The organism is Kitasatospora sp. A2-31 (genome assembly GCF_022288725.1).
Lineage (GTDB): Bacteria > Actinomycetota > Actinomycetes > Streptomycetales > Streptomycetaceae > Kitasatospora.
This window is the reverse complement of the sequence record NZ_JAKNTA010000002.1, coordinates 159888-177957: the sequence shown is the minus strand read 5'-3', so window position 1 is coordinate 177957 and position 18070 is coordinate 159888. Positions and strand designations below refer to the sequence as shown.

The 18070-nt window shown below is 74.8% G+C and carries 9 protein-coding genes; 3 read left to right on the top strand and 6 right to left on the bottom strand.

All coding sequences use genetic code 11. The annotated features are described in order from the left end of the window. Positions 1 to 215 precede the first annotated feature (215 nt). The gene (locus MCM47_RS05740) at positions 216 to 620 is read right to left on the bottom strand and encodes a hypothetical protein (protein WP_238859192.1); all 405 of its coding nucleotides are present in this window, start codon (positions 618 to 620) and stop codon (positions 216 to 218) included. A 403-nt stretch (positions 621 to 1023) separates the two neighbouring features. Here MCM47_RS05740 and MCM47_RS05735 point away from each other — a divergent pair, with 403 nt between their 5' ends. Both MCM47_RS05735 and MCM47_RS05730 read left to right on the top strand, forming a co-directional pair. Next, positions 1024 to 1443: a hypothetical protein gene (locus MCM47_RS05735; RefSeq protein ID WP_238859190.1), complete on the top strand. Its 420-nt coding sequence runs from the start codon at positions 1024 to 1026 to the stop codon at positions 1441 to 1443. Beyond that, positions 1440 to 2525, top strand: coding sequence for a polyprenyl synthetase family protein (locus MCM47_RS05730; protein ID WP_238859188.1), 1086 nt, complete (start codon positions 1440 to 1442; stop codon positions 2523 to 2525). Before MCM47_RS05735 ends, MCM47_RS05730 begins: the two co-directional genes overlap by 4 nt. A 119-nt stretch (positions 2526 to 2644) precedes the next feature. Here MCM47_RS05730 and MCM47_RS05725 read toward each other — a convergent pair whose 3' ends face one another. Further along, complete coding sequence (locus MCM47_RS05725) at positions 2645 to 4258, bottom strand: PQQ-binding-like beta-propeller repeat protein (RefSeq protein WP_238859186.1); 1614 nt, start codon at positions 4256 to 4258, stop codon at positions 2645 to 2647. A 157-nt stretch (positions 4259 to 4415) separates the two neighbouring features. Here MCM47_RS05725 and MCM47_RS05720 point away from each other — a divergent pair, with 157 nt between their 5' ends. Further along, a complete protein-coding gene (locus tag MCM47_RS05720; RefSeq protein WP_238859184.1) occupies positions 4416 to 5072 on the top strand; it encodes an NADPH-dependent F420 reductase in 657 nt (218 codons plus the stop codon). Positions 5073 to 5147: 75 nt separating this feature from the next. Here MCM47_RS05720 and MCM47_RS05715 read toward each other — a convergent pair whose 3' ends face one another. From MCM47_RS05715 to MCM47_RS05700, 4 genes are all read right to left on the bottom strand, one after another. Further along, positions 5148 to 5651: a hypothetical protein gene (locus MCM47_RS05715; RefSeq protein ID WP_238859183.1), complete on the bottom strand. Its 504-nt coding sequence runs from the start codon at positions 5649 to 5651 to the stop codon at positions 5148 to 5150. Next, positions 5651 to 6958, bottom strand: a complete 1308-nt coding sequence (locus MCM47_RS05710; protein ID WP_238859182.1) for a tyrosinase family protein — start codon at positions 6956 to 6958, stop codon at positions 5651 to 5653. The genes MCM47_RS05715 and MCM47_RS05710 overlap by 1 nt, the downstream gene beginning before the upstream one ends. A 151-nt stretch (positions 6959 to 7109) precedes the next feature. Beyond that, positions 7110 to 12629 carry a non-ribosomal peptide synthetase/MFS transporter gene (locus tag MCM47_RS05705; RefSeq protein ID WP_238859181.1) on the bottom strand — a complete coding sequence of 1840 codons (5520 nt, stop codon included), beginning with the start codon at positions 12627 to 12629 and terminating at the stop codon, positions 7110 to 7112. Next, positions 12626 to 17662: a non-ribosomal peptide synthetase gene (locus MCM47_RS05700; RefSeq protein ID WP_238859180.1), complete on the bottom strand. Its 5037-nt coding sequence runs from the start codon at positions 17660 to 17662 to the stop codon at positions 12626 to 12628. Before MCM47_RS05700 ends, MCM47_RS05705 begins: the two co-directional genes overlap by 4 nt. Between the last annotated feature and the right edge of the window lie 408 nt (positions 17663 to 18070).

Below are 18070 nucleotides of genomic sequence, written 5' to 3'. Positions count from 1 at the left end.
CCCCCACCGCCGAGGAGCACCAGGAGATCGCGAGCGGCCACGGCCACCACTGATCCCGCGACCGGCGAACCCGGGCCCGCCACACCTCGACGGTGCGGCGGGCCCCGGCGTTCCGGGCCGGAAGTCGGCCGGTCGGCCGGTGGGCCGACGGCCGGTGGCCGGTCGGCCGGTGGGCGGACGGCCGGTGGGCGGACGGCCGGTGGGCGGACGGCCGGTCAGGGACGCAGCGCGAACGGCGCCACGGCGATCAGCACCACGCCGAACGCGACCGAGAGGCAGACCGCCGCCCAGCGGGCGCAGATCCTGTGGCATTCCTCCCGGTAACGGGCCGCGAGCTGCCGGCATCGCTCCACGGCGCGGTCGACGACGTCCTCGGCATAGCGCAACCGCTCGACTGCGTAGGCCTGTTCGAGGCTCTCCCGCTCTCCCGACGAAAGCCAGGAGAACTGTGCGGCGAAGGCCTTGGCGTCCCGATCGGCCGCCGACACCTCCGCCTCCCAGGCCAGGTAGCCCTCCAGGCGGGCGATCTCCACCCGGGCGTCCACCCGCACCCGGCCGGCCCCGGCACTCCCGCCCGGCCGGGGGCTCCGCACTCTCGGCCGGCGCTGCCTGCCACCCATGACCGCTCCTTGTCCAGAACCCGGGCACCGCGGCGAGCAGCACGGCGGCAGCGGCGCACACCTTCGTCGAGTCGGCCGCCCGGCACCACACGATCCCTCGGCACAGCCACGCAACTACTACCAGTGACCGCGGCGGCGGCGACCCGCGACGCGCCGGGGCCCGCCCCGACCGCCGCCCGCGCCCGAGCAGGCCGAGCCCGCAGCCGGGGGGACAGCCGGAACCCGCCCCGAGCCGCCGCCCTGCGCCCCTGGGCCGCCGCCCCGAGCCGGAGGGCGCGCCGGAGCCGGGTCCGTGGACACGCTCCGCGCACGAGAAGGTACGATCTGCGATCGAGGCGGCGCTCTGCCCTGCCGCCGGCCCCGCCGCCCCGGGCCGTCCGGAGCACGAAGCAGGAGGTCCGTCATGCCCGACGCAGGTCGGTTCAGCGAGTTGGGCGAGCAGGGTTCGCGGGCGGTGATGGAGGCCGCCGCGGTGCTGGAGCGCGAGCTGGCCGCCGGGCTGGCGGACGCGAAGGCCGCCGGTACCCGGCTCACCTCCGAACACCGCGTCGACGAGGAGGAGTTCCGCCGCCTGGTCCGCCGGGTCTCGGAGAACACCCACCAGCTGATCGACGCCGTCAGCGCCCGGGTCCAGGACGGCACCCGTGGCGACGCCGCCGAGCAGACCCGGCAGCTGACCGCCAACGCCCACGACATCCTCGACCTCCTGCTCAACCTGAGCACCCTGGCCCCGGCCTTCGCCAACCGGTCGCTGCGCGCCACCTTCGGCCCCGAGCGCGATGAGGCCGCGTCCGGCGACGGTGCCGAAGGCCCGCGGGGGTGACGGGGCCGGCGCGGGCGATCGCCGACGCCGAGCCGCTGGTCGACCGGGTCCTCGCCCGCTACCGCGAGCGGACCGTCGCCGAACTGCTGCGGCACATCCCCGAGCAGAGCCCGCCGTACCTCTACGACCTGGCGGGCGACTACCCCGTCCGGCCGTGCAAGGGGCTGCGGGGTGCGCTCTGCCTGGCCACCTGCGAGGCCTTCGGCGGCCGGCCGGAGCGGGCGCTCAACCCCGCGGTGACGGTCGAGATGTTCCACAACGCGTTCCTGATCCACGACGACATCCAGGACGGCAGCGAGCTGCGCCGGGGCCTGCCGACGCTCTCCGCCGCGTACGGGGTCGAGGTGGCGTTGAACGTCGGCAACGCGACCAACCTGCTCGGACTGCGCCGGCTGATGGCCAACCGGCGGGAGCTCGGCGCCGAGCTGGCCTGGCGGCTCTTCGAGGAGACGGAGCTGATGTGCCGCCAGTCGCTGGAGGGGCAGGCCCTGGAGATCGCCTGGATCCGCGACAACGCGTGCGACCTGGCGCCCGCCGACTACTACCGGATGTGTCTCAAGAAGACCTCCTGGTACACCTTCCTCTACCCGTGCCGCGCCGGTCTGCTCGTCGCCGAGGGTGCGCAGACCGAGGCCACCCGGCTGGACCGGTTCGGCTGGTACCTGGGCGCGGCCTTCCAGATCCAGGACGACGTGCTCAACCTGGTCGGCACGCTGGCCGACTACGGCAAGGAGATCGCCGGGGACCTCTGGGAGGGCAAGCGCACGCTGCTGCTGATCCACCTGCTGGAGCGCTGCACCCCGGCGGAGCGCGCCCGCACCGAGCGCTACCTGGAGGGAACGCGGGCGCAGCGGGGCCCGGGTGCGGCGGAGGAGGTCCGCTGGCTGTCGGAGCGGCTGATCGCGTACGGGTGCGTGGAGAGCGCCCGGGCGGCGGCGGACGGTCTGGTGGCCGCCGCCGAGCGGGAGATCGCCGAGGTGATGGAGACCGCGCCCGCCCCGGCCGAGGCGTCCGACGAGGCCGCCGAGGCCCGGGAGTTCCTGCTGGCGCTGCCCGGCTTCGTGGTGACCCGGGGCCGCTGAGCACCGGGAACGCCGGATCTCCCGGCGTCGCCGCGGTCCGTCCGCCGACACCGTTCGGCCGCCCGCGGGTCCCCGGGCGCGATCCCCCCGGACACGCCCGGGGACCCCGCGCCCGCCGGTCAGGCGAAGGCCGAGGGGCGGCCGAGGGCGACCAGGTGGTGGTCCTTGGTGCCCACGTAGATCCGGCCCTTGTCGGTGGCGGGGACGGAGAACTTGCTGACCGTCCCGAGCGCGAAGGAGCGGCGCAGCTTCAGCGTGCCGCCGACCGGCACCGGGTCGTAGGCGCGCAGCTCGCCGCCCTCGCCGTACTGCCCGGTGCCGGACCAGATCACCCAGACCAGGGCCGAGCCGGAGCGGGTGCCGTCGGAGGTGACGACGGGTGAGCCGGACATCTTGAGGAAGTCCTCGGCGCTGGTTCCGGCGCTGGTCAGCCGCGGGTTCCCGGCGGAGTCGACGGAGTACTTCAGGGCGCGCAGCTTGCCGAAGTTCTCCACGGTGTAGACGTACCCGCCGTCGCCGCCCCAGACGGCGGGGTGGCCCCAGACGCCGCCGTAGGGGCCGGTGACGCCGCCGTAGGGGCCGGTGACGCCGACCGCCTTGTCGGTTCCGCCGGGGCCCTGCCCCATGCCGCCGAGGTCGTCCCGGTCGAGCAGGAAGATCCGGCCGTCCTTGCCGACCTGGACCAGCAGCCGGGGGTGGGCGGGGGTGCCGAAGACGGACGACGGGAGGGCGACCGGGCCGCCGGAGCCGAGGTCGGTGTCCTTCTTGTCGAGGGTGGCGTTGTTGGTGGGGCTGAAGAAGTCCTTCGGCGCGAAGGTGCCGTCGCTGTTCACCGCGAAGCGGATCACCGACTCGCCGAGGCCGCCGGGCGGCTTGCTGCCGGGGCCCTGCGCGGGCGAGGCGCCGGCGCCCTGGCCGTTCGCGGTGGCCAGGATGATCCGCCCGGGGCCGTCGGAGACGAGGCCGCTGCCGGCCATCCAGATGGAGGCCCGCTGGGTGTCGGAGCCGGCCACCGTGGACCAGAGGGTGAGCTTTCGGGTGCGGGTGTCGAGGCCGGCCAGGGTGCCGATGTAGTCGCCGATGCCGCAGAGCGAGCCGAAGCCGAAGTAGATCGAGCCGTCGAGCAGCAGGAGTCCGGGGCGCTGGAGCGAGCGGTAGGCGTTGAACGGCTTGCCCGGGGCGTTGACCGGGTCGCCCTGGACGGTGACCGGCCAGCCGCTGCGCTCGGCGCCGGTCTGCGCGTCGACGGCATGCACGTAGTAGTGCGGGTGCTTGTCGTCGGGGCCGTCGTTGACCTTGCTGGTGAGGTAGACGGTGCCGGTCGCCGGGTCGTACACCGGGGTGGAGGTGGTGCCGACGTTGGGGCCCGGGTCGGAGCAGCCGATCGCGGCGGAGGGCCAGGCCGCGCCCATCGCCCGGTGCCAGGTGATCTTCCCGGTCCTCGCCTCGATCCCGTAGACGTGGTTGGTCTCGGTGGCCACCACCACGGTCGGGCCGATCACCAGCGGCTGCGCGAAGACCTGGCCGTCGAGCGGCACGGAGAAGCGGACGCCGAAGTCGGACGCGGCGACCTCCTCGGGCGAGAGGCCCGGCTCGTTGCGGTCCCAGGCGGTACGGTCGGTGCCGAAGGAGACGGTCGTGACGTCGGCGCGGGCCGCGCCGGCGGGGACGAGCAGCGCGAGGCCTGCGAGCAGGGCGGCGGCCCGGGCGTACGGTCTGTTGGTTCGGTTCATGGCGACCATGGTTCGGCGGCGGACCGGCCGCCACCAGCGGGGGTGGTCCAGTCGGCGGTCGCCCGTTCGCGGCTGTTTCCCGCGCGGAGCGGGCCGGTTGAACTATCGTCATCGCGGCCCGGGTCACGGGGCACGGGCCCGGAGAGACGGAGAAACTGTGCGATTCGGAATCATCGGCACCGGCACGGTCGGCCGCACCATCGCGGACAAGCTGGTGGCGCTCGGCCACGAGGTGACGCTGGGCTCGCGGACCAAGGACAACGAGACCGGCCTGGCCTGGGCGGAGCAGGCGGGCCCGACCGGGCACGCGGGGACGTTCGCGGACGCGGCGGCCTTCGGCGAGGTGGTGCTGAACGCGACCTCGGGGACGGTCTCGCTGGCGGCCCTGCGGGCGGCCGGCGCCGAGCGGCTGGCCGGCAAGCTGCTGGTGGACGTCTCCAACCCGCTGGTCTTCTCGGCCGAGGGCGAGGTCTCGCTGGACCCGGTCAACACGGACAGCGTGGGCGAGCGGATCCAGCGGGAGTTCCCCGACGCCAAGGTGGTGAAGGCGCTCAACACGGTCACCGCACCGCTGATGGTCGACCCGGGCCGGCTGGGGGGCGAGCACAACCTGTTCATCGCCGGGAACGACGCCGGCGCCAAGGCCGAGGCCGTCGCCCTGCTCGGCGAGTTCGGCTGGCCGGCGGAGTGGGTGATCGACCTCGGGGACATCGCCGGCGCCCGGGGCATGGAGATGATGATGCCGTTCTGGCTGCGGCTGATGCGCAGTTTCGGCACGGCGCAGTTCAACTACTCCATCCGGCGCGCCCAGTAGGACGCGCACGGCGGACCCGCCGGGCCGGCTTCGGCTCGGCGGGCTCGGCCCGGGCTGGCGGAGGGGGCGGCGGGCTCAGTGCAGCTCGTGCACCCCGTTGCTGTCGTGCACGAAGACGGCGCGGGTGTCGGTGGCCTTGTACCGTTCCTTCCGGGTGAACGCGGCGGGTGTGCCGGCGCCCGGGCTGTCCGGAGCCTCGAAGTAGAGGACGTAGGTCTTCGCGCTGTCCGTCTCGCTCTCCAGCTGGAGCCAGCCCTCGAAGCCGGGGCCGGGGAACGTCCCGGTCGCGGTGACGGTCACGGCGGTGGGCGTCCGGGCGAGGGTGAACTCCCCCGTGCCGACCTCCAGGCGCTTGTGTCCGCTCTCGTGCCAGCGGCGGAAGAGCGCGATCCACTCCTCGGGCCAGGGCCCGCCGCTGTCGTCCGGGGGCATCCCGGCGCCGTCGACGCGGGCGAGGACGTCATCGGCGTTGGCGACCACGGAGTCGTAGTCCCAGAGGTCGAGGGAGAAGGCCATGTGCTCCCGGTCGGTGGCCCGGAACAGCGGCCTGATGTGGAGCTCGTACACCGGAGTGCGCATCAGCCGTACACCTCCATCACGACGTCCTTCAGGGCGACCTCCTGGACCAGCTCGGGCGGGCGCTGCGGCTGACCGGTGCCGGTGGGCGCGGGGCTGTACTGGAGGGTCAGGACGTGCGTCCCGAGGGCCTCCGGTGCCTCCGCCAGGACCGCCGTCACGTCGAACCGGACGGTGCAGGAGCTCGGGTGGTGGGGGTGCGGCTGCCGGCCGCCGTGGTCGTGGCCCGCTTCGTGCTCGTGACCACCGTCCGCCGGGCCCGCGTGGGCCCGCCACAGCACGGCGTAGCCGACGCCGTAGCGGTCGGCGAACTCCGCGTCGTCCGCACGGAACGGGACGTCGCGCGGGTGTACGTACGCGTGCAGCAGGTAGCTGCCGGTCAGCGGGATCTTCAGCTCGTCGAGGCGGACCACCGCCTCCCGGCCCTCCTCCGGCGCGGCCACCAGACCGAACTGGGCCCGGGACGCCTCCCGCATCTGCGTCGCGAAGTCCGGCGCCGAGACCAGGCTGAGCGGCCGGGTGGCGAGCAGGGTGCGCTCGACCGGCGCGGGCACCGGCACCGCGAAGGCGCTCTTCAGCCGGTCGGTGTACTCGTACTCGTAGCCCAGCGCCACGGTGTCGGCGAAGTCCGCCACCTTGTGCTTGGCCTGGGAGAGGAAGCCGCGCAGGTCGTGGTCGGGCGAGGTGAGGGGCGGAGCGCCGTTGCGGCGCTGCCACTCGGCCCAGAGCAGGTCGATGAAGGTGTGGAAGCTGAAGTAGATCGCGTCCTGTGCGGCCGTCGACGGGTCTCCCATGGCCCCGCCGATGAACACCCCGTGCATGTAGTTGTGCGGGCCGAGTTCCAGGCGTCCGTAGTCGCCACCCGGGTGCGCCGCCGGGTAGCCGCCGAACGCCCCCTGGTCGGTCTCCTGCGTGACGATCTCCAGGGTGTCGGGCGGCAGGTCGGTCGCCACCTCGTTGCGCTCGGCGGCGAGGCCGGGCAGGGCGAAGGCAGGCGGGAACTTCCCGGTCGGCTCAGGGTGGAGCCAGTCCCAGTACGGCAGCGTGACGTCGGCCGTCCGCGGCGGGTCGGACTCCTGGAGCAGCTTTTCGAAGTGGTAGAGGTGCGAACGGTGCCACGGCAGGAAGAGGTCGCTGCCGTGCTCGCAGGGGCCGACGAACATGTCGTTGTGCAGGGCGGCCTGGAAGTCGTACCCGGTGGGGTCGTCCGGGTCGGCCGCCGAACGAGCGCGAAGGATCCCGATCGCGTGGATGTAGTCGTCCAGCTCGGTCTGACTCAGGGAGTTGATGTCCCGGCGGTTCTTGGTCATGGTGCTACCTCCGCCCGGAGCGTCGCACACGAACGGCATGATCACCACTCGCATCTCACCAGTCACTCACGGTCACTCGACAAGCATCCGCCCCGCTGCCCGGGGTCGGGCAGCGGGGCGGGACGGGCCGGGACGGGCCCGCGAGGTGGGGCTACCGGCCGGCGCCGGCGGGGACGCGGTTCTCGGACCGGTCCGCGGCGGGCGCGGGGCGGGCGCCGGGGACCACGGCGTCCGCACCGCCCGAGCGGGCGGCCTCGGCGAGGGCCAGCAGGCGGTCGGCCTCGGCCTGGATGGCGTCCTTGTCGCCGATCTCGGCGTCCGGCAGGGCGTCCGGCAGCAGGTCCTCGATCAGGCGCAGCGGGCGGTAGGCGAGGCCCAGCAGGCCCCAGACCGCCAGCACGAGGCCGACCAGCACGAGCAGCAGGCCGGCACCGCGGCCCGGACCGGTGCCGAGGACCATGCCGACCGAGTCGGCGAGCGCGCCCCCGGGGCGCATCAGCGGCTCGAAGACGTGGTCGGAGAGCGGCCCGGCGGTGAGGAAGCCGAGCGGCATCATCGACATGGCGAGCATCTGGTTGGTGGCCAGGACCCGGCCCTGCAGCTCCATCCCGACCTTGGTCTGGATCAGCGCCATCCAGTGCGAGTTGAGGATCATCAGGGCGGCCCAGAGGACGAAGAGCCCGCAGGCCGTGACCGCGGCCTGCGGCCGGCTGCCGGCCACGACGGCGGCCAGGCCGACCACCGAGGTGAAGCCGATCATGCCGACGGCGCGCCGCCGGGTGCCGCCCCACAGGGCCATCACCAGCGCGCCGGTCATCGCGCCGACCCCGCCCACGGCGGTGACCACGCCGAGCTGGACGGCGGATCCGCCGGCCAGCACCATCGGGGTGATCAGCACGGTGGCCACTGCGAACAGGTAGTTGAAGACGACGAAGAAGACCACCATGGCGACCAGGCTGTGCCGGCGGACGATGTAGCGCCAGCCGGTGACGACCTCGCGCAGCAGCGGCTCCTCCTGCTTGTCGAACATCGCGTCCGGGAAGCGCACCAGCAGCAGGCAGGTGACGCCGGTGAGGAACGTCGCCATGTCGAAGAGCACCACGCCGTGCAGGCCGATCAGCGAAACCAGCACGCCGCCGGCCAGGACGGCCATCATGTCACCCGCCCCGGTGCCGAGTTGGGCCAGTCCGTTGGCCTGACCCAGGTAGCGCTTGGGGACGAGCTGGGTGATCGCCGCGAGGTAGGCGGGGCGTTGGAAGGCCGAGCACACCGCGCCGATGCAGGCCACCACGTAGATGTGCCAGACCTCCAGCAGATCGGCCCAGAGCAGCAGCCCGAGCGAGAGCATGCCGGCGGCGGCCACGGTGTCGGTGACGATCATGATCCTTCGCCGGTCGACGCGGTCGGCCACCGCGCCCGCGATCGGGAGCAGGAGGACGGCCGGCAGCACCGCGACCACCGAGATCATCGCGAAGTCGAAGGCCGAACCGGTCCGTTGGTAGACCCAGACGCCCAGCGCGAAGGTGGAGAGGCTGGTGCCGATCATCGAGACGAACTGCCCGATCGCCACCTTGGCGAAGGTGGAGAGGTCGGCCCGGGCGGCCGGGCGCTTGGCCGCGACCTGCTCGGCCACCGCGCCGGTGGCACCGAACTCGGAGATGACCCGGGCGAGTTCGTCCGCCTGGTGCTTGAGGAAGTAGTGCCCGGCGCGCGGGATCACGGCCAGGTCGACGGTGTCGCCGAAGTGCTCCCACTCGGCGTACCGCTCCTCGTAGAGCTGGGTGGCGCGGTCCTTCTCGCCGACCACGCACAGGATCGGCGCCGCGATCGGCGCCGGCCGCGCGTCCCCGTAGGCGCGGGTGTAGAACTCCTCGGCCTGCCGGACGTCGTGGCGCAGCGCCCGGACCAGGAAGTCCTGCTCGGCCTGGTCGTAGACGTCGGTGAAACCGCCCATGGCGCGCAGGTAGTCGAGGTAGGAGCGGTTGGAGAGCATCCGGTCGCCGGGCAGCCGCTTGGCCATCCACTCGGCGAACCGGCCGGGCAGCCGGGCCGCGGGGAAGGTCCCGCCGAGGGCGACGCCGCGCAGCTCGACGCCGGCCGCCTCCAGCCGGGAGCCGAGCGCGGTGGCGAGCGCGCCGCCGAGGCAGTGGCCGTAGAGCAGCACCGGGCCGTCGATCCGCTCGGTGATCTGCTCGGTCAACCGGTCGGCCAGGGATTCGAGTTCGGCGAGCTCGTCGTCCGGTCGGCTCGGGTCGTGGCCGGGCAGCTCGACGGCGTAGAGCCGGTGGCCGGCCGGCAGGGCGTCGGCGAGCGGTTGGAAGGTGATCGGGCTGCCGCCGCCGTAGGGCACGCAGACGACGTTCAGCCCGGCGGGAGCGTTGCCGCGGGTGAGCTTGTGCAGCAGGGTGCGCGGGCCCTCGTCCGCGGTGCCGCCGGCCCGGGCGTCGAGCAGCGCGGCGAGCTCGCGGACGGTGGGGTGCTGGAACAGGTCGATCACCGAGAGGCCGCGACCGATCAGGCGGACGGCGTGCACCGCGGAGAAGGAGTCGCCGCCGAGCGCGAAGAAGTCGTCCGCGGCGCCGATCCCGTCGGCGGCGAGAACGCTCCGGTAGGCGGCGGCCACCTCGTGCTCGGTCGCCGTGGCGAGTTCGCCGCCGCCCGAGGCGGGTTGGACGGCGACCGGCTCCGGCAGGGCGGCCCGGTCGACCTTGCCGTTGGCGTTCAGCGGCAGGGCGTCCAGGACGACCAGGGCGGCCGGCACCATGTAGTCGGGAAGGCGGCTGCGCAGCGCGGCGCGCAGCTCGCCCGGGTCGGGGGCGGCGGCCGGGTCGGCGGGCACCAGGTAGCCGACCAGGTTGCGGGCGGCGCCCTCGCCGCGGGCGACCACCACGGCCTCGCGCACCTCGGGGCGGCCGGTCAGCTCGGCCTCGACCTCGCCGATCTCGACCCGGAAGCCGCGGATCTTGACCTGGTGGTCGACCCGACCGAGGAACTCGATCGCGCCGTCCGGGCGCCGCCGGACCAGGTCGCCGGTGCGGTAGCAGCGCCGGCCCCGCACCTGGGTGAAGCGCTCGGCGGTCAGGTCGTCCCGGCCGAGGTAGCCGCGGGCGACGCCCCCGCCGGAGACGTACAGCTCGCCGGGGACTCCCACCGGGACGCACCGCTGCCGGGCGTCCAGGACGTGCGCGCCGACGTTGCCGAAGGGCCGGCCGAGCGGCGCGGTGGCCGCGTCCCCCAGGTCGGCGGGGACGGGGGCACCGAGCATGGAGACGGTGGTCTCGGTCGGCCCGTAGTGGTTGTGCAGGAGCAGGTCGGGGCGCGCCGCCCGGATCCGGGCGACCAGGTCCGGCCGCAGCGCCTCGCCGGCGCAGATCAGCAGCCGGCCGGGCAGGATCCCGCCGAGGCCGGCGCCGTGCGCGGCGAGGCCCTCCAGGTGGCTGGGGACCAGCTTCATCGCGTCGATCCGGTGCTCGGCCGCGTAGGCGGCGAAGGCCTCCGGGTCGGTGGCCTGGTCGCGGGTGAGCAGGTGCAGGCAGCCGCCGCCGGTGAGCGCGCCGAACACGTTGGTGGTGCCGAGGTCGGCGGCGAAGGTGGAGACCAGCGCCCAGTTCCAGCCCTGCTGGTCACCGCCGATCCGCTCGCGCAGGCCGTGCAGGTAGTTGAGGTAGTTGCGGTGCTCGACGGCGACGCCCTTGGGCGCGCCGGTGGAGCCGGAGGTGAAGATCAGGTAGCAGAGGTGCTCGGGGCGGACGTCCACCTCGGGCCCGCGCGCGGCGGTCGAGCCGTCCGGGACGACCACCGGGGTGGCGGCGTCGAGCCGGCCCGCGAGGTCCTCGGTGGTGACCACCGCCGCGGCCCCGGCGGAGGCCAGCAGGGCGCGGATCCGCTCGTCCGGGTAGACCGGGTCGAGCGGCAGGTAGGCGCCGCCGGCCTTGAGGATGCCGAGCATGCCGACGACCAGCGCGGCCGAGCGCTCCATCAGCAGGCCGACGGGACGGTCCGGGCCGACCCCGAGCGCGCGCAGCCGCAGGGCCAGCGCATTGGCCCGGCCGTCGAGCCCGGCGTAGTCGAGCACGCCGTCGGCCCCGCGGACGGCCGGCGCGTCGGGGGTGCGCCGGGCCTGCTCCTCGACCAGGCCGTGCAGGGTGTCGCCGAGGTCCCAGCCGCGCACGGTGTCGTCCCACTCGGTGAGCAGGCGCTCCTCGGCGGGCGTGAGCAGGGGCAGTTCGGCGAGCGGGCGGTCGAGGTCCTCGGCCATCGCGTCGAGCACCGTGGTGAGGTGGCCGAAGACGCGGCGGACGGTCGCCTCGTCGTACAGCTCGCTGCGCCAGACGAGGTCGGCGGTGAGGTCGCCGCCCTGGTCGACGACGGCCACGGAGAGGTCGAACTTGGCGGTGTCGGTTCCGACGGGCCGCCAGTCGGCCTTCAGACCGGGCAGCCGGACGGTGGCCTCGGCCTGGTTGTGGACGTTGAGCATGACCTGGAAGAGCGGGGTGTGCGCGAGCTCCCGCTCCAGGCCCAGCGCGTCGACCAGCCGCTCGAACGGCAGGTCCTGGTGGCCGAACGCGCCGAGCGTCCCTTCCTGGACCCGCTCCAGCAGCTGCCGGACGGTCGGGTCGCCGGAGAGGTCGGTGCGCATCGCGAGGGTGTTGACGAAGCAGCCGACCAGCGGCTCGGTCTCGCTGCGGGTGCGCCCGGCGACCGGGGTGCCGACCACCACGTCCTCGGCACCGGTGTAGCGGGACAGGACGGTCTGCAGCGCCGCCAGCAGCACCATGTACGTGGTGCTGCCGGTGCGCTCGGCGAGCGAGCGCACCCGGGCGCTGCGCTCGGCGCCGAAGTCGGCGGTGATCCGCTCGCCGCGGGTGCCGGCCACGGCCGGCCGGGGCCGGTCGGTGGGCACGGTGACCGTGGCGGTGGCGCCGCCCAACCGCTCCCGCCACCAGGCCTCCTGACGGGCCAGCTCCTCGGCGAGGCCGGTCTGCTGCCAGTGCGCGACATCGGCGTACTGGACGGGCAGCGGGTCGAACGCGGGCTCGCGACCCTCCAGCCGGGCCGCGTAGGCGGTGGCGAGGTCGGCGAAGAGGACGCCGATCGACCAGCCGTCCGCGGCGATGTGGTGCAGCACCAGGCTGAGCACGCTGCTCCCGCCGCTGCGCAGCAGGACGGCGCGCAGCGGCAGGTCGGCGGCGAGGTCGAACGGCCGCCGGGCCTCGTCGGCGAGCCGCCGCTCCACCTCGTCCGCCGGCACGTCGGCGGTGGTGAGGACGGTGCCGGCGGCGTCCAGCAGTTCGGGGCGGACGTCGCCGTCGACGGTGCGGTAGACGGTGCGCAGCACGTCGTGCCGCGCCAGCACGTCGGCCAGCGCCGCGGCGAGGGCGGCGGTGTCGGGCTCGCCGTCGAGGTGGAGGGCGAGCGGGATGTGGTAGGCGGCGCTGTCGGGCTCGTACTGGGCCAGGAACCACATCCGGCGCTGGGCCGAGGAGAGCAGCGCCGGGGCGCCCTCGGGCCGGCGCGGGACGCCGCCCCGGGCGGGGGCGGCGGCGCCGGACTGCTGGGCCTCCTTGGCGGCCCTGGCCTTGGCCAGCCGGCGGCGGAGCAGCTCCTGCCGTCTGGCGTCCGGGTCGAGCGGGGCGGCCGGACGGGCCCCCGCGCTGTTCTGGTCGGTCATGCGTTCTCCCCCGTGCGGGCGCCGGTCACGGCGCCCGCTTCGTCCGTTTCGTCCGCGGACCAGCCGACGGCGTCCGGGCCGTCGAGCCCGGCCGGTTCGTCGAGTCCGTCGAGTCCGTCGAGTCCGTCGAGTCCGTCGAGTCCGTCGAGCTCGTCGAGCAGCTGGTCCTCTATTCGGCGCGCCATCGCGGCCAGGGTGCGGGCCGCGAAGACGGTGCGCAGCGGCAGGTCGATCTCGAAGGTGTCGCGCACCCGTGCGGCCAGCCGGGTGGCGAGCAGCGAGTGACCGCCGAGCGCGAAGAAGTCGTCGCGCCGGGAGACCTCCGGCACGCCGAGCACCTCCTGCCAGAGGTCGGCGAGCAGTTCCTCGCAGTCGCCCTCGGGCGGTGCCCCGGCACCGCCGAGGACCGGCGCGGGCAGCGCGGCGCGGTCCACCTTGCCGGCGGGCGTCAGCGGCAGCGCGTCGAGCAGCACGAGCGCGGCGGGGACCATGTAGTCCGGCAGCCGGCCGACCAGGGCGGTGCGCAGCGCCTCCTCGGTGAGCGTGCCGTCGGTGACGGCGTAGCCGGCCAGCACCGGTCCGGCTGGGGTGTCGACGAGCCGGGCGGCGCCCGCGCCGACGCCGGGGACGCCGGTGAGCGCGGCCTCGATCTCGCCGAGCTCGATCCGGAACCCCCGCAGCTTGACCTGGGCGTCGGCGCGGCCGTGGTACTCCAGCCGGCCGTCGGCGCGGCGGCAGGCGAGGTCCCCGGTGCGGTACATCCGTGCGCCCGGGGTGCCGCCGGGCTCGGCCGTGAACCGTTCCGCGGTGAGGTCGGGCCGGCCGTGGTAGCCGAGCGCGACGCCGGCACCGGCGATGCAGAGCTCGCCGACGCCGTTGACCGGCACCGGCCGGCCGCCGGCGTCCAGCAGGTGGAGCCGGGTGTTGTCGACGGGCGCACCGAGCGCCACCACCCCGCCGTGGGCGGCCAGTTCGGGAGTGACCCGCTGGACGGTGGACCAGACCGTGGTCTCGGTCGGGCCGTAGAGGTTCCACAGCGCGCCGGTGCGCTTGAGCAGTGCCTCGGCGAGGTCGGCGGTCAGCGCCTCGCCGCCGCAGAGCGCGGTCAGGCCCGGGCTGCCGGGCCAGTCGGCCTCCAGCAGCATGCGCCAGGTCGCCGGGGTGGCCTGGAGGTGGGTGACGCCGCGCCGCTCCAGCCAGCCGGCCAGCGCGCGGCCGTCGGTGGCGGTGGCGCGGTCGGCGAGCTCCACCCGGGCGCCGGTGACCAGCGGCAGCCAGAGCTCCAGGCCGGCGATGTCGAAGGTGACGGTGGTGACCGCGGCCATCACGTCCCTCTCGGTGAGGCCGGGTTCGCGGCCCATCGAGGTGAGGAAGTTGACGATCGCCCGGTGCGGGACGGCGACGCCCTTGGGGCGGCCGGTGGAGCCCGAGGTGTAGAGCAGGTAGGCCGGGTCCTCCGGGCCGACGGCGGCGGGCGGGGCCGGCGCGGTCGGCGGGGCGGCGGCCGCCTCCGGGCCGTCGACCAGGACGGCGGTCCGGCCGTCGAGCAGCGGGTCGTCGGCGGTGGCCCGCTCGGCGACCAGCAGGGTGGCGCCGGCGTCGTCCAGCACCCCGCGGTTGCGGGCGAGCGGCTGGTCGACGTCGAGCGGCAGGTAGGCGGCGCCGCTGCGCAGCACGCCGAGCAGGGCGGCGGGCAGCAGCCGGCCGCGCCGGACGGCGACCGCGACCAGCGTGCCGGGCCCGGCTCCGCGGGCGGCCAGCAGGTGCGCCAGCCGGTTCGCGGCGGCGTCCAGGCCGGCGTAGTCGAGGACGCCGTCGGCCGCCGAGACGGCGACCGCCTCGGGGCTGCGGGCCGCCTGGGCGGCCACCAGCTCGTGCAGCCGCAGGTCGGGCACCGGGGTGGCGGCGCGCCGGCCGGTCTCGGCGAGGGCCAGGTCGGCGGCCGAGAGCATCGCCAACTCGCCGATCGGTCGGTCCGGTTCGGCCACCGCGGCGGCGAGCAGCGCCACCAGGTGGTCGAGCGCGGCGTGCACCGAGCGCTCGTCGTAGCGGGAGGTGCGGTACTCGGCGGAGAGCAGCGGACCCTCGGGCGGGAACTCGAGGAACAGCGAGAGGTCGGTCTTGGCCGTGCCGTTGCACACCTCGGCGACGAACTGCAGCCTGAGGCCGGGAAGTTCGATCCCCGGGACGGGGTGGTTCTGGACGGCGAGCAGCACCTGGGCGATCGGCGAGGCGGTCAGCCCGGCCGTGCCGCCGGACCGGCGGGCGTGCTCCAGGAAGGGGAAGCCGCTGTGCTCGGCGGCCTCCAGCACCACCGGGCGCACCCTGGCGACCAGGTCGCGGAAGCTGTCGGTCCCGTCGGCGTCGAAGCGCAGCGCGACGGTGTTGATCAGCGAGCCGAGCACCTGCTCCAGCTCGGGCACGGGCCGGACGGCGAAGGGGCTGAGCACCGCCAGGTCGGAGCGCCCGGTGTAGCGGTGCAGCACGCCGCCGAGCGCGGCGAGCACCGCCATGTAGAGGCTGGCGCCCTCCTGCGCGGCCCAGCGCTCGGCCGAGCGGACCAGCTCGGCGTCGAGCCGGTGGGCGATCCGGCGGCCGGCGGTGTCGTGCGGGTCGGGGTGCGGGCGGTCGCCGGGCAGGTGCTGGTCGGCGTCCAGGCCGACCAGCCGCTCGCCCCAGCGCAGGGCGTCCTCGCGGGCGGCGGCGTTGGCGCGCTCCTCCCAGCGGGCGACGTCGGAGACCTGCAGTGCGGGCTCGGGGAGCTCGCCGTCCCGGTAGGCGCGGCCGAGCTCGGCGAGGAGCAGTCCGGCCGCCCAGCCGTCCATCGCGGCGTGGTGGGCGGTGATCAGCAGCTCGTACCGGCCGTCGCCGGTGCGCAGGGCGAGGGCGCGCAGCAGCCGGCCCCCGGCCAGGTCGAGCGGGCGGGCGGCCTCGGCGCGCAGTACGGCGTCGAGCTCCTCCTCACCGGCGCCGGTGAGGTCGCGCAGCGGGACGTCGACCGGGTAGGGCGGGCGGACCTCGGCGACGGGCTCGCCGTCGCGGCCGGTGAGCGCGGTGCGCAGCACCTCGTGCCGGCGGACCACCTCGGTGAGGGCGCGGCCGAGCGCGTCGAGGTCGAGATCGCCGGTGGCGCGCACCCGCAGCGGCACGTTGTAGAGCGCGGATCCGGGCTGGACGGACTGGTGCAGCCAGAGCTCGCGCTGGAACGCGGTGGGGCGGGCGGGCAGGTCGGCGCCGCGCTCGGGCGGTGCGACGGACGGGCGCCCGCCGCCGCCGTTGGCGACCCGGACGGCCAGCGCGGCGACGGTCGGCGCGGCGAAGAACTCGGTGAGCGGGACGCGGCTGCCGAACTCGCGCTCGATCCGGGCCAGCAGGCCGGCGGCGAGCAACGAGTGGCCGCCCAGGTCGAGGAAGACGTCGTGCACGCCGACCTCGGGGACGCCGAGGAGCTGCTGCCAGATCTCGGCGATCCGGGCCTCGACGGGCGTACGGGGGGCGGTGAACACCTCCTGGCCGCCCCGGCCGCGGGCCACCGGCGGCAACGCCTTGCGGTCGGTCTTGCCGTTGGGCGTGAGCGGCATCCGCTCGAGCACCCCGACGGCGAGCGGCACCATGTAGCCGGGCAGCGCGGCGGCGCAGTGGGCGCGCAGTTCGGCGGCGGTCGGTTCGGCGGCGCCGGCCGCGGGCTGGACGAAGGCGGCCAGGTAGTCGCCCGTCCCGTCGCGCTGGACGACCGCGGCGGCCGCCTCGACGGCGGGGTGGGTCGCGAGCACGGCCTCGATCTCGCCGAGTTCGACCCGGAAGCCGCGCACCTTCACCTGGTGGTCGACGCGGCCGTGGTACTCCAGGTCGCCGTTCGGCAGCCGGCGGACGAGGTCCCCGGTGCGGTAGCAGCGCTCGCCGCCGACCGTGACGAAGCGCTCCGCGGTGAGGTCGGGGCGGCCGTGGTAGCCGCGCGCCAGGCCTTCGCCGGCGAGGTAGAGCTCGCCGATGCCGCCGTCCGGCACGGCGATCCGCTGCTCGTCGAGGACGTGGCCGGTGGTGCCGTCGAGCGGGCGGCCGATGACGGGCTCGCCGGCCCCGTTCCGGCCGACCAGCGACCAGGTGGAGTAGACGGTGTCCTCGGTCGGTCCGTACAGGTTGTACAGGCGCTCGACCTGCGGCTGGGCGTAGACCTGGTCGGCCAGGTGGCGCGGCAGCGCCTCGCCCGCCAGGTTGACCACGCGTACGCTGCCCGGCAGACCCCCGCCGCCGGGCAGGCCGCCACCGCGCAGTAGCGCCGCCATGGCGCTCGGCACGGTGTTGACCAGCGTCACCTCGTCGCGCGCCGGCAGGTCGGGCAGGGCGAGCACGTTCTCCGCCACCACGATCGTGCCGCCGACGGCGAGCGGGAAGAAGAGCTCGTAGACCGAGATATCGAAGCAGACCGAGGTACCGAAGAGCACGCCGGCCACGTCGGCCGGCGTGTAGGTGTTCGCGGCCCAGCGGAGCATGGCGTTGACGCCGCGCTGGGTGACCGAGACGCCCTTGGGCCGGCCGGTGGAGCCGGAGGTGTAGAGCACGTAGGCGAGCGCGTCGGTCCCGGCGGCCGGGTTGAGGGGCGGGAGGGGCGCGGCCGGGCCGTCGCCGTCGGTGTGGAGCAGGGTCGCGCCGGCGCCGGCGAGCAGGTGCTCGTGTGCGCGGTCGGTGACCACGACGGGCGCCTGCGCGTCGCCGATCACCAGCTCCAGCCGGTCCTGCGGGTACGCCGGGTCCAGCGGCACGTACGCGCCGCCGGCGCGCAGCACCGCCAGCAGGGTGACCACGAGGTCCGCCGATCGCGGTAGGCAGACCCCGACGAGGGTCTCGGCGCGTACGCCGGATCCGGCCAGTCTGCCGGCCACCGCATCGGCGGCGTCGGCCAGTTCACGGTAGGTCAGGCGCCGCCCGCCGTCGATCACCGCGATGGCCTGCGGGGTGCGTCTGACCTGGGCGTCGAACAGTGCGGCCAGCGAATCGGTCGGATCGAGTGGCGGATGTCCCGTCGAACTCATCAACTCTCCTGAGGGATGGCCCTGCGCCGACTTGTGGTCGGCCGGATTCAGGCGGTGTGCCACCGGAGATGGTGGGGTAAAGATCTCCGAATGACCAGCACAAGTCCGACACTCGTTCGGTTTGCCGGAAAGATCGCTTTCCGGCCCTCACGCAGCGCCGCGGAGAGGTGACGGTTCGTTGACGATTTTGCCTGATAGTCAGATCCCCCTGACATTCGGGCCCGGTAGCGCTACCTTCTTGGCGGGCCACCTGACGCATCGTCGGCAGCGGGTGTGCACACCACGTGGACACTCCGTGCACACGAGGCTTTGACCTGCCCTTTTACTCCTGCTCGGAGCGGGAAGCAGTCGGTCCGGTCTGGGCAGGGCCGGGCCCCACCGGGCGTACCGGTCCGCAGGGCCGTCCCA

Bases quoted from the DNA above. Each gene is read 5' to 3' on its own strand.
- MCM47_RS05700 (WP_238859180.1), bottom strand. From the start codon at position 17,662: ATGAGTTCGACGGGACATCCGCCACTCGATCCGACCGATTCGCTGGCC.
- MCM47_RS05740 (WP_238859192.1), bottom strand. From the start codon at position 620: ATGGGTGGCAGGCAGCGCCGGCCGAGAGTGCGGAGCCCCCGGCCGGGC.
- MCM47_RS05725 (WP_238859186.1), bottom strand. From the start codon at position 4,258: ATGAACCGAACCAACAGACCGTACGCCCGGGCCGCCGCCCTGCTCGCA.
- MCM47_RS05715 (WP_238859183.1), bottom strand. From the start codon at position 5,651: ATGCGCACTCCGGTGTACGAGCTCCACATCAGGCCGCTGTTCCGGGCC.
- MCM47_RS05710 (WP_238859182.1), bottom strand. From the start codon at position 6,958: ATGACCAAGAACCGCCGGGACATCAACTCCCTGAGTCAGACCGAGCTG.
- MCM47_RS05735 (WP_238859190.1), top strand. From the start codon at position 1,024: ATGCCCGACGCAGGTCGGTTCAGCGAGTTGGGCGAGCAGGGTTCGCGG.
- MCM47_RS05705 (WP_238859181.1), bottom strand. From the start codon at position 12,629: ATGACCGACCAGAACAGCGCGGGGGCCCGTCCGGCCGCCCCGCTCGAC.